Below are 26615 nucleotides of genomic sequence, written 5' to 3'. Positions count from 1 at the left end.
AGGAGAAATTGATGAGCAACTCGCCGCCAGATTCGAATCACCCGCAGCAAAACAAGCACCAGCACGTTTCTTTTTTGCGCCGCATTCCACTCGCCTTCTGCGCCCTCTTCCGCATTCTGTCTAATCCCGGATTCGCCGCCCGCGTCGATGCCTTGCGCCAGAATAATGCTCCGCTCAAGCAAGCCAGCCCGGACGCAGCACTCCAGCTATTGGCGCTGTTGCAGCGCGACGCGCGCCTGATCGATTTCACCCAAGAGACCCTGAGCAGCTATGCCGACGCCGACATCGGTGCGGCCGCGCGCGTGGTGCATGAAGGCTGTTGCAAGGTGCTGCGCGAGCATTTCACGATCACGCCGGTGCGCGCGGAAGCCGAAGGCAGTAGGATTACCCTGAATGACGGTTTCGATGCACGCGCGATCCGCTTGACCGGCCATGTGATCGGCCAGGCGCCGTTCAAAGGCAGCCTGAGTCATCGCGGCTGGCGCGCCACCGAGGTGCGGCTGCCCCAACTGGCTGAAAGTCACGACACCACAGTGCTGGCCCAAGCCGAGGTGGAGCTGTGAGCATAACAGGCAATAGCCCAAGCAAGACCCCGCTTTTTTCGATCGGGATCGACCTTGGCACCACCCATTGCGCTCTAGCCTATGTTGACATCGCTGCCAGCGACGGCGAGACCACCAGCTACGGCGTGCTCGATATCCCGCAGCTGACCGATCCGGGAACCGTCGGCGCAACGCCCTTACTGCCATCCTTTCTTTACCTGCCGCACCAAGACGAACTGGCTGCAGGCGAGCTGAGCCTGCCTTGGTCCGATCAGCAAGATTACGCGGTCGGCGAATTCGCGCGAACGCGTGGGGCGCTGACGCCCATTCGTCTGGTCTCGAGTGCCAAAAGCTGGCTATGCCATGCCGGTGTCGATCGACACGCACCGATTTTGCCAAACGAAGCGCCGGCCGAAGTGGCCAAGGTCTCGCCGCTGGAAGCGTCGACCCGTTATTTGGCGCACCTGCGCGCCGCGTGGGACGCAGCCCACCCGGAAGCACCGTTTGAGCAGCAGGCTATTACCGTCACCATTCCGGCCTCGTTCGATCCGGCGGCGCGCGAATTGACAGCCGAAGCGGTCCGCGCGGCCGGCTATGCCGCTTTGACCTTGCTGGAAGAGCCGCAGGCCGCGCTCTACAGCTGGATCCAGACCAGCGCTGGCCGCTGGCGCAAGGATGTCAAGCCGGGTGACATCATTTTGGTGATCGATGTCGGCGGCGGTACTAGCGATTTTTCCCTGATTGCGGTGCTCGAGCGCGATGGCAACCTGGAACTGCACCGGGTGGCGGTCGGCGACCATATCTTGCTGGGCGGCGACAACATGGACCTGGCACTGGCGCATCTGGTGGCCAGCAAAGTAGCCCAGGCCGGCACCACGCTCGACCCGTGGCAAATGCGCGCGCTCACCTATGCCTGCCGCGCGGCCAAGGAAGTGCTGTTGAGCGATTTGGACCTGAAAACGCAGCCGATCGTGGTGCCCAGTCGCGGCTCGAAATTGATCGCCGGCTCGATCCGCACCGAGTTGACCCAAGACGAAGTGCGTAGCACCATTCTGGAAGGATTCTTCCCCCAGGTCGAGGCCTCGGCGCGTCCCAGCAGCCGCACCCGGGGCGGCCTGACGCAACTGGGCTTGCCGTATGCGCAAGATGCAGGCGTCACGCGCCATCTGGCCGCACTGCTCGGACGACAAGTCGGCGCCACCGCTGAACTCGAAGGATTTGCCGACAAGGTCAATCAAGCCGCCAGCTTCCTCCATCCGAGCGCCGTTTTATTCAATGGTGGCGTCTTCAAGGCCGACATCCTGGCAGCGCGTACGCTGGCCACGCTGAATGACTGGCTCGCTGCCGAAGAGTCCGACGCGGCCCGCATGCTGGCCGGCGCCGACCTCGATCTGGCGGTGGCGCGCGGCGCTGCTTATTACGGCTATGTGCGGCGCGGACTAGGCGTGCGCATACATGGCGGCACGGCACGCGCTTATTACGTCGCGATTGAATCATCGATGCCGGCCGTCCCTGGGGCCGAACCGGCAATGCAGGCGCTGTGCGTGGCGCCGTTTGGCATGGAAGAAGAGACCGAGGCGGATTTACAGATGCAGCAGTTCGGCGTGGTCGTCGGTCAAGCTGTGTATTTGCGCTTCTTCGGCTCTTCGGTGCGGCGTCAGGATCGACTTGGCACCTTGCTCGACTTTTGGCAGCCAGACGAACTACAGGAATTGGGCGAAATTCAAGCGTTACTGTCGGCCAACGGTCGCCAACCTGGTGAAGTGATAGAGGTCACGCTGCGCTCCATAGTCACTGAAACCGGCACGCTAGAACTGACTGCAGTGGCTACCAAAAGCGACGAACGCTGGAAGGTGGAATTCAACATCATGCGCGGCAACAGCTAGTATAAGAAAATGAAAACCTTTTTCGCTTTGCCCCGATCTGCGGGTAGAAAGTTAATCAGCAGTGATGGCCACGATGACCCTATCGACAGGCAGGCTACGCAAGGCGGAGGTATGAGCCATGGCTACTAGACGCGAATGGTCGAATATTTTATTGTCATCGGACAAATGGCAAGAGCATCTCTACGACATGCTGCTGGAGAGCATCCCGTCCTCAGTGCTGCTGGTGGACCGATCGCTGCGGGTCATGTCGGCGAACCGCAATTTCCTCGAAAAAGCCCGCCGCGACGAGCGTTCGACGATAGGCGCATCCCTGAACGATGTCTTCCCGACGCCGATTCTGGAATTCACTAGAGTAGAGGAGAAAGTTCGGCGCGTGTTTGAGCAAGGCGAGTTGTTGCGTGGCGAGCAAATTACCTATCGCGCTCCGGGTATTCCAACCCGCATGTACTACTACACGGTGGTTCCTGTCAAGGCCGATGGTCGGGTTGAGTGCGCCATGATCCTGATGGACGATATTACAGAAAAGGTGCGCTTGGTGGAGCAGGCTCATCTGGTTCAAGCGCGTTTGGCGAACGTGGTCGAGTACGCCAATGATCTCTTGGTGTCAGCCGATATCGCAGGCTGCATCGTCACCTGGAACCCGGCTGCCGAGCGAGCCACCGGCTTTTCATCCAGAGAGGTGCAGGGTCGTGCTATGGTCGATTTGTGCGATCCCGCTGATCGTGAAGATATGCGGTCAATGATTCAGCAGATGGCACGAGGGCAAATGGTAAGTTCTAGGGAGTTGCGTCTCGTCGCTCGTTCGGGGGCACTGATCCCGGTGGCATGGGCATTCTCTTCAATGCGCGACGAAGCCGGGAAAGTCAGCGCCTTGGTGGCAGTCGGCCGTGATCTTACTGAGCGACATACGTTCGAAGCGCAACTTGCTCAGAACGTAAAACTGGCCGCGTTGGGGGTCATGGCCGGAGGGATCGCACATGAATTGCGCAATCCGCTGTCGGTCAGCTATTCGGCCGCACAATTTCTGAAAGACGGTGCCATGGACCCCGCATTCCAAGAAGAATGCATACAAAAAATTCTCGACGGTATAAATCGGGCGTCCGGTATTATTGAAAATCTTCTGCGCTTTTCCAGGCCATCGGAGGGAGGCAACATGAAGGTCATCGACCTCGTGCCTGTCGTACGCGAGACCGTCCGTCTCCTTAGCAATCAAGGGGCGCTGCAAAAGGTCAGCGTGTCGGAGGACTATCCTGCAGGCAGCATTCTCATAAACGGCAACACCAGCCAACTCCAGCAGGTGCTCATGAATCTGATTGTTAACGCTTATGCCGCGATGTCCAAAGGCGGTGACCTCAAAATTGCCATCCGCAGTGAAGGTGGGCGGGTAACTGTATTTGTGCGCGACACAGGGTCTGGTATTGCCGAGAGCAATACTGCTAAGATATTTGACCCTTTCTTCACCACAAAAGGCGCAGGCGGTGGTACCGGGCTGGGACTGTCGATTTGTCACACTATCATTAGCCAGCACCAGGGCCGCATCGACGTGGATAGTAAAATAGGCCAAGGTAGCACCTTCACGGTTAGTCTGCCGGCAAGGTAGGGTGTTCAATAGTGAATAAAGACCCGACTCCATTGCCACAGACCTCAGCGCAGCGCAATAGTGTATTGATCATCGATGACGAGCCTGGTGTTCGCTGGTCCCTGCAGCATCTCTTGGAAAGCAATGGTTACGCGGTCGCGAGTGCAGCGTCCGGTATTGAGGCGCTAAAGAGTCTTAAGACCGCGAAGTATTGCATCGTCTTGGTGGATGCCAAACTCCCCGACATTGACGGGATTGATCTGGCACGACGAATTCGGATTGAAACCCCCTGCCAAGCGCCGTTGATTCTTGTCTCCGGCTATTTCTATGACGATGATGTAGTCGTCAGAGAGGTTCTGAGATCAGGACTTTTTACCGCTTTTGCTACGAAACCGATTGTTCACGAGACACTTATTCGTCTTGTCAAAGTTGCACTTTTGAAGCTCTAGTCGCCGTTAGACTACCCAAATATCGCGTCTACTGAACTGAGTGCTGCGCACGAGTATTGAAGATGTTTTGGGCCGCGCTTGTGATAGGTTCTGTCGCATTAGCGGTCAAGCAGTTCGCTGATCTATGCTGAGCGCTTTAACTGAAAAGGCTTGAAACGCGATGCTGGCTGCTAAAGGAATGCGCTTTCCGATCGACATCATTTTAGTTTGCATTCGCTGGTATGCAGCGTATCCGTTGAGCTATCGCCAACTGGAGGAAATGATGCAGGAACGCGGCGTATTTGTCGACCATTCTTCGATCAACCGCTGGGCAATACGGTTTCTGCCTTTGCTTGAAAAAGTGTTACGCAAGCACAAGCGCCCGGTGGGCGGCAGCTGGCGGATGGATGAAACCTATATCAAGGTCAACGGCGTCTGGAAATACCTGTACCGTGCAATGGACAAGGAAGGTAAAACGGTCGACTTCTTGCTGACGGCCAGGCGCGACAAGGCTGCAGCCCTGCGGTTCTTTGACAAAGCCATGAAGGCCAGTAGTGTTCCCGAGAGGGTCACGATGGACAAAAGTGGCGCCAACAAGGCGGCCATGGATGAAATCAATGGCAGAGGTGAGACATTGATCATCGCGCGACAGGTGAAGTATCTCAACAACATTGTGGAGCAGGACCATCGGGCCATCAAACGCGTCACCAGGCCGATGCTGAATTTCAAGTCATTTCGGGCTGCCAGAAATGTCCTCGCCGGCATCGAACTCATGCACATGATTCGAAAAGGTCAGCTCATGCTGCAAGGCTGCAGCGAGCTGTCTTTTGCCGACCAGTTTTATGCATTGGCAGGAAAAATTCGCCTTGTTTGAGGAACTGGCATTCGTCCTGCCCGAAACACGTTCATCAGCCAGCAACGCGACAGAACCGCGTTAGATATAAATAAATAATTTGTAAAGCTATTTTATTTATTTTTCTTTTGAAAGAAAATTTGACTAGTTGCTTATGGCGATATTAATCATTAATTTTATGAAATTTAAGTTTGCCATTTAACGTTTTATAATCCATTTGAAGTAACCGTGCAGCCAATGCTTTATTATTATTTGCTACCCCAAGTACGTGATATAAAATTTTTCGTTCTACATAATTATGTGCTGAGTTAAGTCTATCCTTGAACGATATTTGTTTTCCCTGATCCCGTGCTGAGTTATTCAAGTCGGGTGGAAATAATGAATCCCATGAGCTCTGTGTAAGTTGCTCGATTGGTGTTTCGCCAAAATCGTTAATAAATGTTTTTCTATAATCCTCAGCCGCAATCGACAATCCAAAATGTTCATTAAGAGCATCTGCGGTAAGTAGGCCGTTCTGATCCATATTCAATACCAACGCGTGGCGGATCGTATTACGTAATTCGCGCACATTACCCGGCCAGTTTTGATGCTGAAGTAATTTAAGACCTTCTTCCGATATGCCTGTGACAGCTGTCCGATGTTCTCTGCGCTCAATATCCAAAAAATGTTGAACTAAATCAGGAATATCTTCTTTGCGTTCACGTAAGGGGGGAATAATTATGGGATATTCTTTTAAACGGTAATAGAGATCCGAACGAAACTCTTTTTTTTGAATCATCTGCTCTAGATTTACGTTACTGGCCGCTATGATGCGGGCACTTAATCGTCGCGTTTGTGAACCACCTAGTGGCCGATATTCTCGGGCCTCGACTACTCGAATGAGCCGGGTCTGCATCAGCAGCGGAAGACTACTGATTTCATCAAGTAGAAGAGTTCCACCTTGGGCTAGTTCGAACATACCAGGTGCGGACTGACTGGCACCGGTAAAAGCCCCCTTCTCATGACCGAACAGCTCACGTTCAATCAGGGACTCTGGGATGGCACCACAGTCAAGTGCAATGAACGGCCCACTTCTGCGGGCGCTAAGGTCATGTATCGCCCTCGATACTAGTTCCTTACCAGTTCCTGTTTCTCCATGTAATAGAACCGTTAAATCTGTCGGTGCAACGTGTTTTACAGCATGAATAACTTTCTGGGCTTTCGCTCCTAGCCCCATAGATTCAATTAGACACGCCAATGTCTCAGCTTTTTCAGGTCGTGTCAAAGTCCGTGGCAACAATCGCCTCTCTGGCTCGAAGCGTGGAATCGGCTTTGCCAGTACGCGCCTCAAACTGCGTTCAAGTGTGTGGTGGTCGTACGGTTTGGTAATGTAATCGTTGGCGCCGCTTCTAAGCGACATCGCCGCATCCTGCGTATGTCCCTGACCTGTGATCATGATCACAGGTATGTCATGCCTCTCTCGGATTTGTTTTAGAACCTCGTGACCACCCAAATCAGGCATACAAACATCAAGTAATACTGCATCTATTTTCTTTGTTGATATGCTTATTAGAGCAACTCGTCCGGACTCAGCCATTAGCGGTATAAAGCCTAATTTCCGAACGAAGTTGGACAGGGCCCAGCGTGCTTCATCGTCGTCGTCCACTATAAGTATTGTGTTTGCGTCAGACATAAATATCTCTTTTATTTATTACCGTAGTGACTTCTTGCATGATGTGGCTAACGGCTTGCATTGTTCATTAAATTAATAAAATTTATTATGTTTTCAATGTCATTTATTTTAATATGGAGAGTTGATCGATACTCACTTTTTTATGTATTTGCCTGCGTAAAATTTTATCGTTTTTCCTAGGTAAACTCTCCATAAGTCCCCCAACTGTGTGCTTGATGTAAACCCCGTTCGAGACAATAACGCCTGTGAAACAAGCCGCCTTGGACTTCAATCTCGGTTCTGTCGCATTAGCGGTCAAGCAGTTCGCTGATCTATGCTGAGCGCTTTAACTGAAAAGGCTTGAAACGCGATGCTGGCTGCTAAAGGAGTGCGCTTTCCGATCGACATCATTTTAGTTTGCATTCGCTGGTATGCAGCGTATCCGTTGAGCTATCGCCAACTGGAGGAAATGATGCAGGAACGCGGCGTATTTGTAGACCATTCTTCGATCAACCGCTGGGCAATACGGTTTCTGCCTTTGCTTGAAAAAGTGTTACGCAAGCACAAGCGCCCGGTGGGCGGCAGCTGGCGGATGGATGAAACCTATATCAAGGTCAACGGCGTCTGGAAATACCTGTACCGTGCAGTGGACAAGGAAGGCAAAACGGTCGACTTCTTGCTGACGGCCAGGCGCGACAAGGCTGCAGCCCTGCGGTTCTTTGACAAAGCCATGAAGGCCAGTAGTGTTCCCGAGAGGGTCACGATGGACAAAAGTGGCGCCAACAAGGCGGCCATGGATGAAATCAATGGCAGAGGTGAGACATTGATCATCGTGCGACAGGTGAAGTATCTCAACAACATTGTGGAACAGGACCATCGGGCCATCAAACGCGTCACCAGGCCGATGCTGAATTTCAAGTCATTTCGGGCCGCCAGAAATGTCCTCGCCGGCATCGAACTCATGCACATGATTCGAAAAGGTCAGCTCATGCTGCAAGGCTGCAGCGAGCTGTCTTTTGCCGACCAGTTTTATGCATTGGCAGGAAAAATCCGCCTTGTTTGAGGAACTGGCATTCGTCCTGCCCGAAACACGTTCATCAGCCAGCAACGCGACAGAACCAACTTAATACATTCATCAACATCCGTTGCAGTTTTACGGCGCGTTCGGCTATAGCACTGGTTGCCGTGAGCGCTCTTGCGGCCTGTGGCGACACCGCAAAATTGCCTGACACTGCCGGTATGGGACCAACCCCAATCTTGCCTTCGCCGAAAAGTAGCTTGATTCCAACTGTCAATATTGCTCCAGCTAAAGGCTGGCCAGCGGGCACGAAACCTATCGCTATGGCGGGTTTAACCGTTACTGCCTTTTCTACCGGATTGGAATACCCGCGTTGGCTCTACACCTTGCCTAATGGAGATGTGTTGGTTGCCGAAAGTAACGCGCCGCCGAAACCAGAGGATGGAAAGGGTATTAGAGGTTGGGTGATGGGTCTAGTCATGGGCCGCGCGGGTGCTGGTGTGCCATCAGCCAACCGAATAACACTGCTCCGCGACGTAAACGGAGATGGGCAGGCTGAAGTCAAAATTGTGTTTTTAGAAAACTTGTCATCCCCGTTTGGCATGGCTTTAGTCGGCAATGACTTATATGTAGCCAATACTGATGCTGTAATTAAATTCCCCTATCGATCGGGTGAAACCAGCATCAGCGCTGTCCCGACCAAGTTAGTAGATCTGCCGGCCGGGCCAATTAACCATCATTGGACCAAAAATCTAATTCCAAACGCCGACGGCAGCAAGCTTTACGTCACGGTGGGGTCAAACAGCAATGTAGGTGAGCGAGGCATGACAGCTGAAGAAGGCCGCGCAGCCATCTGGGAGGTAGATGTTAAAACCGGACAACATCGCGTATTTGCCAGCGGCCTTCGCAATCCGAATGGCATGGGCTGGGCGCCTGACGGCACACTTTGGACAGTAGTGAATGAACGCGACGAAATTGGTAGTGACCTTGTGCCCGACTATCTCACCAGCGTCGTTGATGGCGCGTTCTACGGCTGGCCATATAGCTACTATGGTCAAAACGTAGACGAGCGAGTAAAACCAGCACGACCTGATTTGGTTGCAAAAGCTGTATCCCCTGACTTCGCGCTAGGCTCGCATGTTGCTCCGCTCGGCATGGCGTTTTCGAATAGGCGGATTCAAGCTTGAAGTGCAACCGTATGCTGATAGGACTCTAACTGTTCCATAAAAACCTGATGCGGCGTTCGATACCCTAAACATTTTCTAGGACGATGATTGAGCCTGTGCATCGCTAAAGCAATGTCATCGTCGGTTATGCAATCGCGAATTCAAGTCTGAAGTGCAACTTTGAAGTTGACCAGACAGGTGAGTGAGATATGAGGGCATCCAAGCTTCTCGACCACCAAGTCAAAGTTACCCAGATTGATCTACTGACACCTCACCCTTTACGAACGTTACCAGATTACAATCCTTAACAAAGCAAACTTCAATCGAAGTGAAATTGCAAAAATAATGGAACGTGATAAATCGAGCATCAGCAGTGAGCTGCGTCGTAATCGCGGTCTACGAGGCTATCGCACTAAGCAGGCAAACCAATTCGCACAAGAACGGAGTCCTGATTGAGCCAATAGTCCCAGAATTGTTGAGTCGAAATTGGCTGTGGTGGAGAAGAAGTTGGCTTAAAGTAAATGGCCCGAAAAAATCAGCGGCCACCTCAATGCTAACCACCAACCCGTTGTTAGTCACAAAAGCATCTATCAGCACATCTACGCTGACAAACACTCGGGATGCAGGTTGCATAAAACACTGCGTTGCCAAAAGACGAGAGAGAAACTCAGCAGTGGCCCTAAACGGCGCAGCAATATACCCAACCAGGTCTCTATTGAGCTGCTACCCGCCATCGCGCTAGAGCGTTCGCGTTTTGGGGCCTATGTGTTATCACTGACCGAAAATTGACCATCGGTAGGTCAGAATTCAATCAGCGCTGACAGTTCGCTCACTTGCTTTAGCTACCTGATCCGCTGGTGATTTGCGGTCAGCGGCTTGCCTATGCCGCTGTGGCCAGACTGCTCTGCCTCAAACTGACCCAACAAGTATTTGACAGCGGTGGGCCCAAGTTCCATGTCTTTGTACACTTGGCTGATGCTCACGCCTTGCGTTTTAACCATTTGTACGACTTGCAGTTTGAAGTCTGTGTCAAAGGCTCTTCTAGTTTTAGGATTACTTAAGGGTTTTGGCATTTCGGTTTTAACAAACTATCGAGCTGTATATTTTTATTAGACCATTACAGGAAATCGGCTGAGAGATTTACAAATGCAATCTAGTGAAATCTTGCTGACTAAGATTTCGGGCTCATTGGAGAACTGGGGTATCGCCCCAACATCTCACTTTCTCTAGGCAGGATATTGCAAGAGTTCCACTCGTCCGACAGCCTCAAAAAGGGGTTTGCTGAACAAATAACCCTGCATCAGACTAATACCCAAGTCTTTTAAAACTGAATTTCATCAAGGGTCTCGATTCCCTCAGCGATGATTCGGATTCCCAATTCCTCGCAAATACGCGTTACGCCCCGCACGATGACTTGACTGGTCTTGCGCTTATCAATGTCGCGAATAAAACCCATATTAAATTTCATCATATCAGGCTGAAAATCTGCCAACAAGTTGAGTCCAGCAAAACCAGAACCAAAGTCATCAATGGCTGTTAAAAAGCCAAAGCGCTGGTACTGACGAAACACCTCCGCCAACCATTTCCCGTCGCTGATGCACTCACCTTCAACGGTCTCGAACATGACGCGCTCTAAAGGGAATCCAAATGACCGCGCCGATTTAATGGTGGTGCGAATACACACCTCAGGTCGATAAATCGCATTGGGCATGAAATTGATGGACAACATCGTCGACATTTTTAACGCCGCCGCCAACTTGATGGCCTTCACTCGGCAAGCTTGGTCGAAGCGGTAGCGGTTTGCCTCAGTAATATTCTCAAGGACGCTCAATGCTGATTCGCCGTTGATTCCACGAACCAAAGCCTCGTGGGCAAAGATCTCACGTTTTTGGATGTCGACTATTGGCTGAAATGCGTAGCTGAACTTGAAAGCCAACTTTTGATCACTGCCGCAGTCAGCACAAGGGTTGCCATCTTGTTCAATGATGAATTTGGTGGAGCGTAAAGTGATGGGTGCGTTGATAGGAGCTGCAGTAGTCAAGTAATTTCGGACAGTTCGCTAGATTTTTCAAATGTCGATTCATACGTCGAAAGCGTTGGGTGACGTGTTGTCCAGTTTTGAATGCAATCTTGTGGCTTTGTAAAAGCTAACAACGTAGTTAGCAATATCGTTTGTGGCCTCAGCGTGATTGGCATAGTCCTGTTGCCAGACCCGCTCCATCTTCAGATTGAAGAAGAACTGCTCCATCACTGCATTATCCCAACAGTTGCCTTTGCGGCTCATGCTGCCCACAAACCCATATTTTTTCAGCAACGCTTAGTGTTCAGTACTTGCGTACTGTGTACCCTTGTCGGAATGTACGATCAGCCCGGCAGCCGAGTTTCTTTGAAGAATAGGTATCTGCAACGCCGCACACACCAGTCCAGCTGGCATGGCTGGACTCATCCCTCATTCGACAATCTTGCGCGAATGCAAGTCAAGCTCCGCTGCCAGATACAACCAACCGCTTTTCGTGCGGATGTAGGTGACGTTGCAAACCCAGACCGAGTTAGGTAAAGCTTGCGCGAACTGCCAGTTAAGCACATTGACATACACAGCCAGGCCATGCTTGCTATCAGTGATGTGAACAAACTTGCGCTGCCAAACAGGGCGCAAGCCATTGAGCCGCATCAAGGTGCGTACCCTGTGGCGGCCAACGTTTATGCTTCGCTTGGCCATCGCTATACATAGCCTGCGGCTGCCGTAAGCCTTGTGGCTGGCGGCAAAGGCGGCTTTGAGGTGACGCTGGCCGCACACACTACTGGCGCAGCAAGGTGCTACCGTGCAGCTGCCTGGTGTGCTAATTACCGGAACGTCTGACTTCAAGGATACGGCAGGCTTTGACAACCGCCACTTTAGGACAAGCCTTCTTTTGCAGGTCTTCGACGAGCTGGTAGCTCACCTGAGTGCCCGGGCAAAGAAGGCCGACGCTTTTTTCAATATGTCAACGTCGCCTCGCATTTGGCGCTTCTTGCTCTTAAGCTGACGAATGCGCTGGTGCTCTGCAGTCAAGCGCTTGCCTATGCCGCTGCGGCCTATCTGCTTTGCTTCATACTGACCTAACCAGCGCCTAACAGCACTTTCGCCAAGCTTCACGTCTTTGCAGACTTGGCTTATACACAGACCTTATTTTTTTAACTATTTGCACAGCTTGCAGTTTAAAGTCTGTATCAAATGCTCTTATGGATTTCGGGTTGCTCACGGTTTAGCCTATTTCAGTTTTAACAACCTATCGGGTAGTCCATTTTTATTAGACCACCGCACTACCGATTGCTGCGCTTTAGCTATTGCTTGTTAATAATTCAAAATCTCTACCTGCATCGATGCCTTGCTGATGCCTTATTGCTTAATTTATTGGGTTAGTGAATACTAAAATGCTGTCCGTATGGCGTCTATGTCAATCACCAGTTTTGCTAAAGTAAAGCTGTTCTGCTTGAGGCCAACCACCAGCCTGCTGAGAAGCTTGTACAACTAGTCGGCCATCTGGTTGGCGATAGCGCCTTAGTTTGTCGTTGGATAGTCGTCTTGTACTTGTTCAAAAACATCTGCCCAAATGCAGGGTCTGCCATGAGGTAGCTGCCGACGTTCGAGGTCAACACAACGAACAGTCGGGGGGGCAATTCCCGACTGGTGGATAAAAGTCATCTCTATGTAATTAGCATCCTCGCGGATTCAAGTCTGAAGTGCAACTTTGAAATTAACCGTACGGGTGGGTGAGATGTGAGAGCATCCAAGCTTCCCGACTACCAAGTCAAAGTTGCCCAGAATGATTTACACACACCTCACCCGTGACGAACGTTACCAGATTGCAATCCTCGTCAAAGCAAACTTCAATCAAAGTGAAATTGCAAAAATGATGGACCGTGATAAATCGAGCATCAGCCGTGAGTTGCGTCGTAACCGCGGTCTACGAGGCTATCGCCCTAAGCAGGCAAATGACAAAGCCCAAGAACGTAGACTTGCCTGCGCCAATAGTCCTAGAGTTGCTGACTCGACATGGGCTGTAGTGGAGGAAAAGTTGGCTGAGGCTTGGAGCCCCGAGCAAATCAGCGGCCACCTCGAAGCTAGCCACCAACCCGGTGTTAGCTATGAGAGCATTTACCAGTACATCTACGCTGACAAACGCGCGGGCGGCACCTTGCATAAAACACTGCGTTGCCAGAAGACGCGAAAAAAACGCAGCAGTGGCCGTGAACGGCGCGGCACCATCTCTCACCAGGTCTCAATAGAACTGCGACCCGACATCGTGCTTGAGCGTGCGCGCTTTGGCGACTGGGAGGCTGATCTGGTGATTGGTGCCGGGCAGAAGCAAGCACTAGTGACGATTAATGAGCGTGTCTCTCGCTATTCAATAATTTTCCACGTGCCATTCAAAACAGCGCAAGCCGTAGGGGACGCGTTAATCACTTTACTCAAACCGTTCGCTCATTGCGTGCACACTCTCACGACTGATAACGGCAAGGAATTTTCTCAGCATGAACGAATAGCTTCTGCGCTGAGTGCAGATTTCTTTTTCGCCCATCCATACGCCTCGTGGGAGCGTGGGGCGAACGAGAATATGAACGGTTTGATTCGCCAGTTTTTCCCAAAGGGGATGCGCTTTAATTGCATAACCGACGATGACATTGCTTTAGCGATGCACAGGCTCAATCATCGTCCTAGAAAATGTTTAGGGTATCGAACGCCGCATCAGGTTTTTATGGAACAGTTAGAGTCCTATCAGCATACGGTTGCACTTCAAGCTTGAATCCGCCCCTTAATATTTAACGATGGCTTAAATATTATTTTGTCTCTCTATGTTCTTTAATTTTAGGTTGCTCGAGTTTGAGTGAGGGCATTATTTAGTCTGTTGTTTAAGATTGAGTTTAGTTGTTTGATCAGCGGCTATATTTTCTAATCGGTTTAAATGTATGCCCAGCAGTCGCCAAGCTTCACGCATCGGGTTTTGATATTGCGCACGCTGGTAGATGCGCTTGACTTTGTTCACTTCGGTGTGGTTTAGGCACTTTTCCACCACGTCGGGGAGGGCGCCAAGCTCTGCCATGGTGGTGGCCGCGGTGCGGCGCAAATCATGCGGAGTCCACTTGCCGTCGGGCAACACCAGTGCTTCCACGTCCTTTGATCGTCCGGTCATAGGTACACCACCGGGGCGTTGCCTGTCGCCCACTTGTTTGGTGACGGTTTTGACGCAAACATGGTCGGCAAAGTCAGGTTGATCATTTTTAGCTTGAGAGGCTGGGAACAGCCAAGCTGTCAGCCCAGTGTTTTCATGTAATGTCTTAAGCTGGCGCAGCGCAAAGTCACTTAGCCAGATTTCATGCCGCTTGCCATTCTTGGTTTCTGGCAGGGTCAGGCTCCGCCGCTCAAAGTCCACATGCTCCCAGCGCGCAGCCAACACTTCGCCGATGCGGGCGGCTGTGGCTAATTGGATTAGCAGCGCCATTTGGCATGTGATGGCCAAGCGCGCCTTGGGTAGCTTCTGAAACAGCAGGATCAGTTCGGCTACGCTTAAAACGCGGTCGCGTTCCACGTCAGCACCGATGCGAGCCTTTTTCACGCGCGCGGTGGGGTCGGCATCCACATAGTCCCGATCCAGCGCGAAGCCAAACATTTGGCGCATATCAGCCAGTGTCTTTTTGGCGGTGCGCACCATGTTGTGCACTGCCGTGGCGCGTGATTTGATGGTGTCCACAATCTCGTGAATATGCGCCTTGGTCACATCCGCCGCAGCCACACCGCCGATGAGCGGGAAAACATCGCGCTCAAAAGAGCGTTGTGCCTCACTGCCCTTGTCGGCGCGTTTTACCAGCTCCAGCCGTTGCCATTGTTCAAACAAGCTGCGTACCGACATACGCGCCGTTTTTTCGGCCAATGCTTGCAGCCGCAATTGTTGCTGGTGCACAGCCTCTTGTCGGTCGGCTTCGATTTTGAGGAATTCTGCCTCACGCTCTGCCAACAGGCGCAGGTGGTCGGCTTCACGGTCGGATTGAACTTGTTCGCGTGCCAGTTGGCTTTGAGCTACCGGGTCAATGCCGTTTTGAAGCTTCACACGCAATGCGTCACGGTCTCTGCGGATGGCGGTGATGTCAGCTTTTGGCCATGTGCCCACCAGCACCTCGCGGAACTTGCCGCCAAATTTGTATGCGAATCGGAATTGCACCGAGACGGCACCGTCCCGTGCCGCATAGACCTTGCCTTTGAGTGATCCACCGTCGGTTAGTCGTTGCCCGTGGTCTGCAGCGGTAAGCGCCTTGAGCTCCAGTATCGTCAGTGCCATAGCAAGCCTTGTAAGCCTGCGCCATCGCCGTTGTCCCAACTATTGTCCCAACCGAAACGCAGGCTTTTAGTGTATCTTACTGGACGCCACTGGATTCGATCGACTGCCTTTTTTATAGTAAAGTCATTTAAAGTCAATGGCTTAGATGTAAATTTGGCTTTTAGTGTGTCTCTTTGAATTTACTAAAACTTGCATGGGGTGCAAGGGGTAGGAGGTTCGAGTCCTCTCACACCGACCAATCAGATTAAGGACTTAGTTTCAAACGAGGCTAAGTCCTTTTTTATTGCTGGGTCTATTACGCTGAATACTTTGCAACCCTAGTGCAGGGAAAACAGGCTAACTTTGAATACCAAAAGGTTCACTGCCAGCGCAGCCGCAGCCGCAGCCGCAGGCATTGGACTATTGGCTGATTTAGTCGGCTCGACTTTGATAGCCTACATCACTAATTTTGAGTGGACTCTGCTGCTTATTAATTTGACTAGTTTCAAATCATTTCAGAACAGTCAATAAAGCGATAAGCAAGAATTAATTGAAAACTTACTGAAGGCTTAGATGTGCTTGACCATCGCTATGAGTCACTGGGCTTTTTAGTAAAAAATTAATAGGCTCAGGTTTGTGCAGAAAAAATCCTTGAGCGTAGTCGACACCAAGTTCCTTAATCCTCTCTAAAACCGGTGCTTTATCAACGTATTCGGCAATAGTTTTGATATTCATGACCTTGGCTAAATCCACAAAGCACCTCACAGCTACATCATCCAAAGCATCGTCAAGCAAGTTCGTAATAAATTGACCGTCGATCTTGAGGTAGTCCACACGTAGTCGTTTGAGAAATCCAAAAGATGACGCACCAGCGCCAAAGTCGTCCAGTGCGACGCTGATTCCTAATGCACGTACTTGTTCTATGAAAAGTGCAGCAGCAGCTAAATTGGTAACTGCTGCAGTTTCGGTTATCTCGAAGCATAAGCGTTTACAAAGAGTGGCTGGCAGCGTCACAAGATATTCCATAACACTTCGGTGAAAGGCCATATCGCCGACACTTTGACCGGATAAATTAATCGCAAGCAGCTGAATTGGGCTGTCTGAGCCCAAGGCCTTAAGCCAAGCGATCGAGCGGTTTAACACCCAACGGTCGATACGTGAAGCCAAGTGAAACCGTTCCGCTGCTGGTAAAAAAGCTGCCGGAGAAATGATAGAGCCGTTGTTGTCAAGCATACGCAGCAGCACTTCGGCGTGTATGCCTTGAGTATCGGCTTCTAAAGAATGTAATCGCTGGGCATAGAGTACAAACCGGTCCTCGTCTAGCGCCTGCTCAATTCGGCTTGTCCACTGCATTTCATGACGACGCTCTTTTATAGCTTGGTCGTTATCAATCCAAGTGTGAATTCTGTTACGACCACCTTCTTTAGCCGCGTAGCAGCAGGTGTCAGCCGCTTGCATCACTGAGATGGTGCTGGTGAAAGTATGACTCAGCTCGACTAGGCCGATGCTAGAGCTCACGCGAAAGCGTTTGCCGTCGTGATGTAGTCTGAACTCCCCTATATGGTCACAGACCTGCTGCGCCACACGCTGAGCTTGCTCGCCGCTGCAATGCTCCAAAATAATACCAAACTCGTCTCCGCCTAAACGCGCTAGGGTATCGCAGTCGCGAATAACAGCCCCCATCAAACTACTTATTTGTTTCAGTAATTGATCGCCTATCGTATGTCCGCATGCGTCGTTAACCAGTTTGAATTCGTCTAGATCTATATATAACAAGGTGTGAATACTGCCGTCTTCACTGGATTTTTCTAAAAGACGACTTAAGCGATCATCGAACTCACCACGATTGAACAAGCCAGTCAATTCATCATGGGTGGCGCGGTGTTTCATCTCACTAGCGAGGCGACGTTGCTCTGTAACATCACGAAAGACTACGACAGCGCCAAGTGCCACGCCTTGTGCATTGCGAATGGGCGCAGCAGAATGTTCAATTCCAAACTTTATGCCTTTGCGCGAAATTAATAATGTGTGGTTTAAAAGGCAGACGATCTGGTCTTGTTGGAGATAAGTCTCGATTGGATTTTTTAGCGGCAATCGCGTCTGCTCATCAATGATGTGAAAGACTTTCTTTAATGGACACCCGTGTGCTTCTAGAGCCCCCCATCCAGTCATTCTTTCCGCTACTGGATTGAGCCACGTGACTTCTCCTTTTGCATTTGTAGTTATGACTGCATCACCGATAGACTGCATGGTGATTCGAAGTAGCTCATTTTGTTCGACTAAGACAGCTTCGATTTCGCGTTCATGCGTTACGTCCCAACTTACACCAATAACTCGCTGAGCGGCTCCCGTGGCATCACGCTCTACGTGACCAAGTGTTTTGATAGTGTGAACACTTTTATCTGTCCAAATAATACGAAACTCCGCATCATATTGCTGTGCATTAATAATTGCTGTTTGAAATTTATTTTTAATTATTTTTCTATCATCCGGATGCAGATGGCGTGACGAAAGAGCTCTTGCACTAAGCGTGTCATCTTGCTCAACACCACATAAACGGTACATTAATTCATCCCACACTAGGGTATGTTTAAGCACGTCATATTCCCAAACACCCACGCCCCCCGCTGTTTTTGTCAGTTGCAGCATACGCTCGTGGATGTTTGCAATTAACTGGCGTGTTTTAACGGTCTCCGTTATTTCTTGAAATGCACCGATTAGACGTATGGGTTTAGTCAGTTCAAACTCAACAGAACCTATTGCTCTGACCCAGATTAAAGCGCCGTCCTTACGTATTAGTTGCAACTCTAAGTCCCAACCTTTGCCAGTCGAAATGGCGCTATCAATTGCGTTCGTGATGACAGAGCGCGAGTCTAGCGCGTAGTAGTGTATTGCCCCATCAAATGAAGGCGCGTAACCAGGCTCTTCGCCGTGAATACGACAGATCTCGTCAGACCAATAAACAGTGTTCGCTACTAGGTCTACCTCCCAACCGCCGACTCCAGCCATGCTGCCTGTACGGTCGAGGAAGAGCTTATTTTTACGCAGTTGTTCTTCAAAATTTTTACGTTGCGAAATATCGCGACTGACCGAAACATATCTCTCTACAGGGCCAGAGACACCTTTGAGTGGTGCCATCACGTTATCCACCCATTGCAGCTTTCCATTTTTTTTGCAGTATGAAATTTCACCTTGCCATGACTCACCTTGCTCTACTTTTAGCCACCTTTCTGCAAAAAGTGATTCGGGGTGTGAGCTTGAGTTCAACAAGTTGTGGTGTTGGCCTATTAACTCTGCGCGCGAGTAGCCATTGAAATCACAAAACGCGTCATTCACATCAGTTATGTGACCCGACAAATCGACCACCGCGACCATAAAGTGCTTTTTGATCATGCCTAACAAGGAGTGATTGGCGTATCCGACAAGAGACTGTTTCGTAATGTCTTTGACTGCTCCTACATAGCCAGTGTGCTTGCCTTGCGAATTCATAATCTTGCTCGCACTACTATGCACGACGCGAAGATCTCCTCCTATTGGCTGTATGCGGAACTCGGCATCAAATACTTCACCTTTCTCAGCAAAGGCCTGCCATTGTTCGAAAACTATTGGCGCATCTTCGGGATGGATGCTAGCGGCCCAGTTGGATCCAATACTTTGCTTTAATGAAATATTAAAAATCTTAAGCCAAGCGGCATTGTTGTAGGTGCAAATGCCTAGTAGATCAGTCGCAAAAATACCCATTGGCGAGGCGCTACTCAGATCTCGAAACTGTGCAGAATTAATCTCGTTGTTGCGAGCAGTGGCGCGCAACTCCATCAGCTGACTCGCAGTCTTAGCTAATTGCAATAGAACTTGCTTTTGATTTTGATTAAGCGTGCGCGGTTCACGGTCAAAAATGCAGAGCGTTCCCACACGTGCGCCACCAGACAAGACCAGAGGGGCACCAGCATAAAACTGAAAATGCGGATCGCCAAGAACTAAAGGGTTATCGTAAAACCGTTTATCTTTTAGGGCGTTTTTAACCTCAAGTAGACCATCTTGCAAAATCGTATGTGCACAAAATGCAATGTCTCGTGGCGTTTCCGTGAAATTAGAAAAGCCGAAATTTGATTTAAACCATTGGCGATGTTTATCGACAAGACTTATTAAGCACACAGGTACTTCACACACTAAAGCAGCCGCCTTGACTAAAGAGTCAAAACCTTCCTCAGCCTGCGAATCAAGAATTTCGAGCTGTTCAAGAGCTAGTAGGCGGTATTCTTCCGAATCCGGAACTGATGCAATGACCATAATAGCTATCCTTGAATTTATCCAAAAAATGATAAAAATAGATAATTTTTGATATATTCAGTGTACGCTTTTGGTTGGAAATGTGGCTATTTAATTCTGACTCGCAGAGCAATAAGTTTTATGGTCAGGCTCCACAACTCCGCCGGTCGTCTTATTACAGTTAGCTTCGGCCTAAAAAAAATTGTCATAAAACAAGCTAGCCTTAAGCTCAAACAGAACGTTAAGAAAACAAAAAATACGTCATTAAGTGTTCTTGGAATAAATGGATCAGGTGGTTTTATACACTGCGCTGATCGAACGCATTGCACCCTATTACTGCCGAGGACCGGGCGGCCACCATTTAGTTAGCAAACTATGCGGCGTATTCACTTCATGCAGCAGTGGTTTTCGCTCTCCGATCTCGCCATAAAAGAATTCTTCTTTGTCATACGGCTGTGCCGAAATTTTGCGCAGCCGCAAGCGTTTAGGCGTCTGTTCGACGAGCGTACCATTCTGCGTTTTCGCAACCATCTGTAGACCCACAAATTAGTCGCGTAAACCTTGAGTGTGGTGAATGCGATCCTGATTGCGTACGGCCTATTGCTCGAGACTGGTACGTAGGTAGATGGATGCCCGTTTGATTGCTTCGCCCTTGTTGACCAAGCACTCGCCCAGCTCGTGGCTATGTTTGCGCTGTCGAATTTGTTGAGTGTGCGCGAAAATTTAACGGGCACTTAAGCTTGAGTGAACCTAAAAACCGTGGCATGACCCTGTCAGCGTTGTAGGCCAGATTTTGTTTTGCTCTAGCTTTTGATGTTTTTCAAAAAAATCGGTTTTACACAAAGTTGCCCCGAAGAATTGGTCTTCAAATCACTTTGAGATTTCTCTCAAAAAGGCTGAATAACCGCTCCCAATGGCGTTCTGCAGCTGCTTTGTTGTAGATGCCCATTCGCAGCGGAAATACAAAGCCGTGTTCGACTGCCGGGTACCACTCTATTCGGTGTGGAGTACCGGATTTTTGAAGCGCATCCTGCAACTGTGCGATGTCCGCCGGAGGAGCCCACTTGTCAATCTCAGCGCAGGCAAAATAACTTTCACAATCAATCAGAGGCGCCATCAAGTGCGGTGAATCCGGTGCTTTTGTTGCCATATTGGCTCCGTGAATGGACGCAATACACTGTAAACGCTGAGGAAATGTGGCTGCGGCCCACATGACGAAGGGGCCACTCATGCAATAGCCTACTGCGCCAACACGGCGCGCATCAGCTTGTGGCTGTGTGCCAATAAACTCTAGCATTGCACCTGTGTCACAGGCTGTTGTGGCCGCATTGAGCGAACCCATCAAGGTGAACATTGCGGTCATTGCTGCTTCGGTTCGTTCTTGCAAGCAAAAATCGCGGTCGCGTCGGTAGTAAAGATTGGGCAAGACGACAAAATAACCTACGGCTGCAAAGCGCCGCGCCATATCGTGCAGCTCTTCACGCTTACCTAGGGCGTCCATATAAAACAGAATCACGGGATAAGGCCCGCCTTCGTCTGGATGAACCACAAAGGTGTTCATCAAACCGTCGGCTGTGTGGATATCAAAGTGATGTTCTATCATGTGGAGCATTTCTTGTGGCCTGCCATAAATTAGCTCAATCTTCAAATAACTCGAACTTCAGAGTACCACGAGCCGTACGTGATGCATTTGTAAGAACTAACTTGTTTTTTATTGCCTTGAGCATGAGGCTGAGACATAGATTTTTTCATTGGCACAAACTGATGGTTGCAATTTAAGCTTCGGTGAAAATTATTTTCACTTTTTTTTGTTTGTAGGTTGTCAAGTTTAATAATCGTTCAATCTGTATTTATTCATGCAGTCAACCATCTTTGAGTGACTCCAATCGCTAGACTTGTGGTGTAAAAATTGACTAATTTGCCACGCACACAATTATTTTTTTAAGAGAGCGTCATGCAATGTTTGCAATTGACTAGGAGATTAAGGCAATGGCTCTGTGCGCTGCACTCATCAAAATCAAGGCTTACATTACCAATTGGCTTAGTCTTTCTTTTAATGATGTTGAAGTCTTGAAAATTTACCGTCCAATGCTTGTATTTATTAAACCTTCACAAGTCTAAGTCGTGCAAATTCCTGCACGGCGTCATCCCGACTTTGATCAATCGCTTGGCTATCAATACCCTAGTCATTTGCGCGAAGCCATTGGTGATTTACCGTCTGCGCCCGGCGTTTATGTGTTCCACGGTGAAGAGGGTGATTTACCGCTTTACATCGGCAAAAGTGTTAACCTGCGCAGTCGGGTGCTTTCTCACCTGCGCAATGCAGAAGAAGCCAGTCTCTTAAGACAAACTCGCAGAATCAGTTTTATCCGCACTGTCGGAGAAATTGGTGCTCTTTTGTTAGAAGCCAGTTTGATTAAGCAGCAGCAGCCTTTGATAAACAAAAAACTAAGGCGAATTAAGCGACTTTGCTCGCTTCGAATCGTGCAAGGTTTGCCCGAGGTGGTTTACTCCAACGACCTTAACTTCGCGGCTGAGCCTATGTTGTATGGACTGTTTGCTAGCCGTCACTGAGCCCTTGAAATGCTGCGTAATCTTGCTGACAAACACAGCCTTTGTTATGCCGCCTTGGGACTGGAAAAGCTCAATCTTGGGCGCGCCTGCTTTCGTGCCATGCTCAAGCAATGCGCAGGCGTTTGCTGCGGCAATGAGAGCGAAGAGGCACACCGCATAAGACTCTTTACCAGCCTCGAGGGTTTACGCGTGAATTGCTGGCCTTATCCCGGCGCCATCGGCTTAATTGAGCGGGATGCTACTGACTGTCAAATCCATGTGATTCGCAATTGGTGTTATTTGGGTAGCGTAAGCAACGCAGCTGATGCGGTTAAATTGGATGTTGTAGCTGGCGGCTTCGATGCCGATAGTTACAAAATACTGTGTCAGCCGATTTTGAGCGGTGATGCAGAAATAATTCTTCTCTGAACGATCTTGGCGATCGCCTCGTTTGTCTTGTGCGTAGGTATTGGTCTTATTGCTAGGTATGAATAAATTTAAATCCGTTTGAATTTTTTTCGCTTTGTACAAGCGGTCGTGACGAAAGCAAAAGCGACGAAAATAATGTTTTAAATAAAAAGGTTTTTTGTGAATCAAGCCCATGCCGAACTCATTGCTACTTACAAAAGGTCGCAAGCAGATGCTGCCCACAAGCTAAGTCTTATAAAGCTCGTCAATGCAAAAGGCCCCAAGGCGATTCAAGCGGCGGTTGATACGGCGGCAAAGGCCGTAAAACGCAGAGATTCGTTTGCATCAAAGCTTGCAAAATTAGGTGTTGATATAAATAGTTGAGTGATGAGGGGGTGTTGAGTTAGATGACTGGAGGCTGTGTCTGAGTGCCTCGCAAAAGTCAGAAAGTGTGCAGCTGTTGTCTAACCTCAAACTTAAAAAACCATATTCAAATTTTTTTTAATGAATTTTTTTAAAATATAGCTTTACAGTTTAGATATTGGGCCTGCGAAATATGTATTTGATGCTCCAATTGATGCCCAATTGACGTCAGAGCGAAATCATCGGCTAAAGACTACAGGAATGATGGAGATTTCATCCTGGCAAAAAGTTTGCCCTGATTGATAATATTTGAAGTTATTTAAGTCGTGATTATTTCGTACAGTGCATTTTCCTTTGCCTTGCGCATCATTTGACGCTCTATTTCGTCTGGCCTAAGCGCCGAACTTTATGGGGATTGACTTCCCTACAACCTCTTATTGATTGTCACCAAAGGTCCTCAGATCTTTCTAATGCATTCAACTCTACAGGACCTCTCCAATGAAAATTTCCAGTTCCATGCTGCTGGCAGCCCTTTGCCTGCCTCTGTTCGCCCATGCGGGCGAGCCGGCCTCTTGCAAAGCTGTGCGCTTTGCCGACGTAGGCTGGACAGACATCACGGTGACCACTGCATTGACCAGCACTGTTTTAAAGTCTTTGGGCTACACCACCACAACCGATTTGACCTCTGTTCCTGTGACTTACAAGTCGCTTGAGAACAATGACATCGACGTGTTTTTGGGCAATTGGATGCCGACAATGGAAGCCGATATCAAGGCCTACCGCGATAACGGCAGTGTAGAAACCGTGCGTGCTAATTTAGAAGGCGCTAAGTACACCTTGGCAGTTTCTGCCGAAGCTTACGAAGCTGGTTTAAAGACTTTCTCCGATATCGCCAAGTTTGAAGATAAGCTGGGTGGAAAAATCTACGGTATCGAGCCCGGTAACGACGGCAACCGTTTGATTCAAGGCATGATTGATAAAAACATGTTTGGACTGGGTAGCTTCAAAATTGTCGAGTCCAGCGAAGCGGGCATGCTTTCACAAGTGCAACGCGCTGAGCGTCGCAATAAATGGGTAGTGTTTCTGGGTTGGGAGCCGCATCCCATGAATAGCCGCTTCAAGATCAAATATCTTGAAGGCGGTGACGATGTGTTTGGCCCGAATTTAGGCGGCGCAACTATTTTCACCAACGTGCGCAAAGGCTACGTTCAAGAATGTGCCAACGTCGGCAAGCTGCTAACCAATTTGGCTTTTACCCTCAAGGCTGAGAATTTCTTGATGGATGCTGTGCTCAATGGTGACAAAACGCCAGCTCAAGCCGCCAAAGTCTGGCTCAAGGCCAACCCCATGGCCTTAGATGCTTGGTTATCTGGTGTCACCACTTTTGACGGTAAGCCAGGTTTGAAAGCCGTGAAAACTGCGCTTGCTAAATAAGACTAGCGCCGTAAAACCACAGCGTGCTGAGGGCCGCACGTTGGCAACTTCTTAGCGTCAAGGCGCTCCCGCCCACTCACGAAGCGCGAGTGGGCGATTTTTTTAAATATTATGAATAATTACAAAATTCCGCTGGGCGAGGTTATGGCTGACTTCGTTGATTGGCTGACTCTTCACGGGGCCGACTACTTTGATACTTTCGCCGACGTACTTGAAACCAGCATTCATACCGTCACAGACGGTTTGCTTTGGCTCAACCCGTTGGTGTTGATAGGCTTATTTGGTTTGTTGGCCCACCTAATCCAGCGTAAATGGATGCTGACCTTGTTTGTAGTCGCTTCATTTCTCTTGATTTTGAACTTAGGTTATTGGCAAGAAACAATAGAGACGTTGGCACAAGTGCTGTTCGCCACCTTTGTTTGTGTGCTGATAGGCGTACCGCTGGGTATTTATGCCGCACATAAACCGGTCTTTTATACGGTTATGCAACCACTGCTGGATCTGATGCAGACGGTGCCTACTTTTGTCTACTTGATTCCAACCTTGACTTTGTTTGGTTTGGGCGTTGTTCCAGGCTTAATTTCGACGGTCGTTTTTGCCGTCGCAGCACCTATTCGTCTGACCTATCTCGGCATTCATGATGTGCCTGCAGAACTCATGGACGCGGGCAAAGCCTTTGGCTGCTCACGCCATCAACTGTTAATGCGCATTGAGTTGCCGCATGCCATGCCGAGTATCTCGGCCGGTATAACGCAATGCATTATGTTGTCCTTGTCCATGGTGGTGGTGGCGGCTTTGGTTGGCGCTGACGGTCTTGGCAAACCGGTTGTGCGCGCTTTGAACACTGCAGATATTGCTGTTGGCTTTGAAGCCGGTCTGGCCATCGTGCTGCTAGCTATTATTCTTGACCGCGTTTGCAAGCAGCGCATACCCAGCCGGGGAGGTGCGCAATGAGCATGATCAATATTGAAAACGTAGACGTCGTTTTTTCACCGCAGCCGAAAGTTGCGCTGGACTTGTTGGACCAAGGACTGACACGCGATGAGATTTTTAAGCAGACCGGACAAACCGTCGGTGTTCAAAACGCCAACCTAACCGTGCAGCGTGGCGAGATTTGCGTGCTGATGGGACTGTCGGGCTCAGGTAAATCGAGTTTGCTGCGTTGTATTAACGGTTTAAATACCGTCAGCCGCGGCCGGCTACTAATTGAGCATGAAGGCGCTGAAGTTGATATCGCCAACTGCTCGGCCGCTATGCTTAAAGCTATGCGCACCAAGCGTATCGCCATGGTGTTTCAAAAGTTCGCTTTAATGCCTTGGCTGACAGTAGCGGAGAACATTAGCTTCGGTCTAGAAATGCAAGGTCGCCCGTCCGCCGAGCGTAAAAAACTGGTCAACGAAAAGCTAGAGTTGGTGAGCTTGACGCAGTGGCGAGACAAGCGACCGGACGAGTTGTCCGGCGGCATGCAACAGCGCGTGGGCTTGGCGCGTGCGTTGGCAATGGATGCTGATATTTTGTTAATGGATGAGCCTTTCTCGGCACTTGATCCTTTAATCCGCCAAGGCTTACAGAACGAGTTGCTGGAACTGCAACACAAGCTAAACAAGACCATAGTGTTTGTCAGCCACGACTTAGATGAGGCGCTAAAGATAGGCACTCATATTGCCATCATGAAAGGTGGAGTGATTGTTCAGCGGGGCAAGCCGGAAGAAATTGTTTTAAGTCCAGCTGACGACTATGTGCGTTCATTCGTCGCGCATACCAATCCCTTGAATGTGCTCAGCGGCCATAGCTTGATGCGTCCGATTGAGGCTTGTGATACTCAAGGCGGCGAGATTTGTCTCGATGATCAAGGAGACATATGGCTCACGCTAAATCAGCAAGGAGGGCTTGAGCGCTTGCGCCGTGGCGATCGAGTGTTGCCTCCGCAATCTTGGACAAGCGGTGAGCCATTGGAGGCTTTGCAATCGCTGCCTACATTGGTGAATGCCGATATCGGCATGCGTGACGCGGTTCAAATTCGCTACCAAACCGGTCAAAAAATAATGCTGCGTCAAGGAGATAAGGTGGTCGGTATTCTCGGTGACCGCGAGCTCTACCACGCCTTGCTAGGCAAAGCCATGGGCTGATGACCCACATGCCGGTCGGCATCCCCTTACCGGCATCCAT

Annotated in this window: 19 protein-coding genes and 4 pseudogenes; 15 read left to right on the top strand and 8 right to left on the bottom strand. The window is 49.8% G+C overall.

Annotated elements, in window-relative coordinates:
- Positions 1–11 precede the first annotated feature (11 nt).
- From HC248_RS09400 to HC248_RS09380, 5 genes are all read left to right on the top strand, one after another.
- Positions 12–563, top strand: coding sequence for a DUF2760 domain-containing protein (locus HC248_RS09400; protein WP_168922274.1), 552 nt, complete (start codon positions 12–14; stop codon positions 561–563).
- On the top strand, positions 560–2428 hold the full coding sequence (locus HC248_RS09395) for an Hsp70 family protein (protein ID WP_238342592.1): 1869 nt from the start codon (positions 560–562) through the stop codon (positions 2426–2428). Before HC248_RS09400 ends, HC248_RS09395 begins: the two co-directional genes overlap by 4 nt.
- A 118-nt stretch (positions 2429–2546) precedes the next feature.
- Complete coding sequence (locus tag HC248_RS09390; protein WP_168922273.1) at positions 2547–4028, top strand: PAS domain-containing sensor histidine kinase; 1482 nt, start codon at positions 2547–2549, stop codon at positions 4026–4028.
- Positions 4029–4039: 11 nt separating this feature from the next.
- Positions 4040–4456, top strand: a complete 417-nt coding sequence (locus HC248_RS09385; protein WP_168922272.1) for a response regulator — start codon at positions 4040–4042, stop codon at positions 4454–4456.
- A gap of 160 nt (positions 4457–4616) precedes the next feature.
- Complete coding sequence (locus HC248_RS09380) at positions 4617–5309, top strand: IS6 family transposase (RefSeq protein ID WP_168922271.1); 693 nt, start codon at positions 4617–4619, stop codon at positions 5307–5309.
- 142 nt (positions 5310–5451) lie between these two features.
- On the opposite strand, the gene HC248_RS09375 is transcribed toward HC248_RS09380, so the two are convergent.
- Positions 5452–6960, bottom strand: coding sequence for a sigma-54-dependent transcriptional regulator (locus HC248_RS09375; RefSeq protein ID WP_168922270.1), 1509 nt, complete (start codon positions 6958–6960; stop codon positions 5452–5454).
- A gap of 349 nt (positions 6961–7309) precedes the next feature.
- On the opposite strand from HC248_RS09375, the gene HC248_RS09370 reads away from it, so the two are divergent.
- Both HC248_RS09370 and HC248_RS09365 read left to right on the top strand, forming a co-directional pair.
- Entirely contained in the window at positions 7310–8002 is a 693-nt protein-coding gene (locus tag HC248_RS09370; protein ID WP_168922269.1) for an IS6 family transposase, read from the top strand.
- Positions 8003–8073: 71 nt separating this feature from the next.
- Positions 8074–9117, top strand: a pseudogene (locus HC248_RS09365) (PQQ-dependent sugar dehydrogenase); the annotation flags it as partial.
- A 17-nt stretch (positions 9118–9134) separates the two neighbouring features.
- Here the strand turns inward: HC248_RS09365 and HC248_RS17960 are convergent.
- Positions 9135–9278: pseudogene (locus HC248_RS17960) on the bottom strand (IS30 family transposase); the annotation flags it as partial.
- Positions 9279–9402: 124 nt separating this feature from the next.
- On the opposite strand from HC248_RS17960, the pseudogene HC248_RS17815 reads away from it, so the two are divergent.
- A pseudogene (locus HC248_RS17815) lies at positions 9403–9579 on the top strand (helix-turn-helix domain-containing protein); the annotation flags it as partial.
- Positions 9580–9965: 386 nt separating this feature from the next.
- Here the strand turns inward: HC248_RS17815 and HC248_RS09355 are convergent.
- The 3 genes and pseudogenes from HC248_RS09355 to HC248_RS09345 all read right to left on the bottom strand — a co-directional run bounded on the left by HC248_RS09355 (position 9966) and on the right by HC248_RS09345 (position 12365).
- Positions 9966–10196: a transposase gene (locus tag HC248_RS09355; RefSeq protein ID WP_168922267.1), complete on the bottom strand. Its 231-nt coding sequence runs from the start codon at positions 10194–10196 to the stop codon at positions 9966–9968.
- Between the two features lie 248 nt (positions 10197–10444).
- Entirely contained in the window at positions 10445–11164 is a 720-nt protein-coding gene (locus HC248_RS09350; protein ID WP_238342591.1) for an EAL domain-containing protein, read from the bottom strand.
- 39 nt (positions 11165–11203) lie between these two features.
- Positions 11204–12365: pseudogene (locus tag HC248_RS09345) on the bottom strand (IS3 family transposase).
- 564 nt (positions 12366–12929) lie between these two features.
- On the opposite strand from HC248_RS09345, the gene HC248_RS09340 reads away from it, so the two are divergent.
- Positions 12930–13910, top strand: coding sequence for an IS30 family transposase (locus HC248_RS09340; RefSeq protein ID WP_168922266.1), 981 nt, complete (start codon positions 12930–12932; stop codon positions 13908–13910).
- A 90-nt stretch (positions 13911–14000) separates the two neighbouring features.
- Here the strand turns inward: HC248_RS09340 and HC248_RS09335 are convergent, their stop codons facing one another.
- From HC248_RS09335 to HC248_RS09320, 3 genes are all read right to left on the bottom strand, one after another.
- Positions 14001–15440, bottom strand: coding sequence for a tyrosine-type recombinase/integrase (locus HC248_RS09335; protein ID WP_168922265.1), 1440 nt, complete (start codon positions 15438–15440; stop codon positions 14001–14003).
- Positions 15441–15977: 537 nt separating this feature from the next.
- On the bottom strand, positions 15978–19709 hold the full coding sequence (locus tag HC248_RS09330; RefSeq protein ID WP_168922264.1) for an EAL domain-containing protein: 3732 nt from the start codon (positions 19707–19709) through the stop codon (positions 15978–15980).
- 844 nt (positions 19710–20553) lie between these two features.
- Positions 20554–21291 (bottom strand): dienelactone hydrolase family protein, encoded by a 738-nt coding sequence (locus HC248_RS09320; protein WP_168922262.1) that lies wholly within the window; start codon positions 21289–21291, stop codon positions 20554–20556.
- 521 nt (positions 21292–21812) lie between these two features.
- Here HC248_RS09320 and HC248_RS17665 point away from each other — a divergent pair.
- From HC248_RS17665 to choV, 6 genes are all read left to right on the top strand, one after another.
- A complete protein-coding gene (locus tag HC248_RS17665) occupies positions 21813–22262 on the top strand; it encodes a hypothetical protein (RefSeq protein ID WP_238342590.1) in 450 nt (149 codons plus the stop codon).
- 9 nt (positions 22263–22271) lie between these two features.
- Positions 22272–22670, top strand: coding sequence for a hypothetical protein (locus HC248_RS17660; RefSeq protein WP_238342589.1), 399 nt, complete (start codon positions 22272–22274; stop codon positions 22668–22670).
- Positions 22671–22829: 159 nt separating this feature from the next.
- Positions 22830–23033, top strand: coding sequence for a hypothetical protein (locus HC248_RS09310; protein ID WP_168922261.1), 204 nt, complete (start codon positions 22830–22832; stop codon positions 23031–23033).
- Positions 23034–23510: 477 nt separating this feature from the next.
- On the top strand, positions 23511–24446 hold the full coding sequence (locus tag HC248_RS09305) for a choline ABC transporter substrate-binding protein (RefSeq protein ID WP_168922260.1): 936 nt from the start codon (positions 23511–23513) through the stop codon (positions 24444–24446).
- 111 nt (positions 24447–24557) lie between these two features.
- A complete protein-coding gene (gene choW / locus HC248_RS09300) occupies positions 24558–25400 on the top strand; it encodes a choline ABC transporter permease subunit (RefSeq protein WP_202882356.1) in 843 nt (280 codons plus the stop codon).
- The gene (gene choV / locus HC248_RS09295; RefSeq protein WP_168922259.1) at positions 25397–26575 is read left to right on the top strand and encodes a choline ABC transporter ATP-binding protein; all 1179 of its coding nucleotides are present in this window, start codon (positions 25397–25399) and stop codon (positions 26573–26575) included. The genes choW and choV overlap by 4 nt, the downstream gene beginning before the upstream one ends.
- Positions 26576–26615 lie beyond the last annotated feature (40 nt).

The sequence above is a fragment of the Polaromonas vacuolata genome, from assembly GCF_012584515.1.
GTDB classification, from domain to species: domain Bacteria; phylum Pseudomonadota; class Gammaproteobacteria; order Burkholderiales; family Burkholderiaceae_C; genus Polaromonas; species Polaromonas vacuolata.
Note: the sequence above shows the minus strand (reverse complement) of the source record. Positions and strands in the feature narration are given on the sequence as shown.

Bases quoted from the DNA above. Each gene is read 5' to 3' on its own strand.
- HC248_RS09400 (WP_168922274.1), top strand. From the start codon at position 12: ATGAGCAACTCGCCGCCAGATTCGAATCACCCGCAGCAAAACAAGCAC.
- HC248_RS09390 (WP_168922273.1), top strand. From the start codon at position 2,547: ATGGCTACTAGACGCGAATGGTCGAATATTTTATTGTCATCGGACAAA.
- HC248_RS09380 (WP_168922271.1), top strand. From the start codon at position 4,617: ATGCTGGCTGCTAAAGGAATGCGCTTTCCGATCGACATCATTTTAGTT.
- HC248_RS09375 (WP_168922270.1), bottom strand. From the start codon at position 6,960: ATGTCTGACGCAAACACAATACTTATAGTGGACGACGACGATGAAGCA.
- HC248_RS09370 (WP_168922269.1), top strand. From the start codon at position 7,310: ATGCTGGCTGCTAAAGGAGTGCGCTTTCCGATCGACATCATTTTAGTT.
- HC248_RS09355 (WP_168922267.1), bottom strand. From the start codon at position 10,196: ATGCCAAAACCCTTAAGTAATCCTAAAACTAGAAGAGCCTTTGACACA.
- HC248_RS09340 (WP_168922266.1), top strand. From the start codon at position 12,930: ATGATTTACACACACCTCACCCGTGACGAACGTTACCAGATTGCAATC.
- HC248_RS09335 (WP_168922265.1), bottom strand. From the start codon at position 15,440: ATGGCACTGACGATACTGGAGCTCAAGGCGCTTACCGCTGCAGACCAC.
- HC248_RS09330 (WP_168922264.1), bottom strand. From the start codon at position 19,709: ATGGTCATTGCATCAGTTCCGGATTCGGAAGAATACCGCCTACTAGCT.
- HC248_RS09320 (WP_168922262.1), bottom strand. From the start codon at position 21,291: ATGATAGAACATCACTTTGATATCCACACAGCCGACGGTTTGATGAAC.
- HC248_RS17660 (WP_238342589.1), top strand. From the start codon at position 22,272: ATGCTGCGTAATCTTGCTGACAAACACAGCCTTTGTTATGCCGCCTTG.
- HC248_RS09305 (WP_168922260.1), top strand. From the start codon at position 23,511: ATGAAAATTTCCAGTTCCATGCTGCTGGCAGCCCTTTGCCTGCCTCTG.
- choW (WP_202882356.1), top strand. From the start codon at position 24,558: ATGAATAATTACAAAATTCCGCTGGGCGAGGTTATGGCTGACTTCGTT.
- choV (WP_168922259.1), top strand. From the start codon at position 25,397: ATGAGCATGATCAATATTGAAAACGTAGACGTCGTTTTTTCACCGCAG.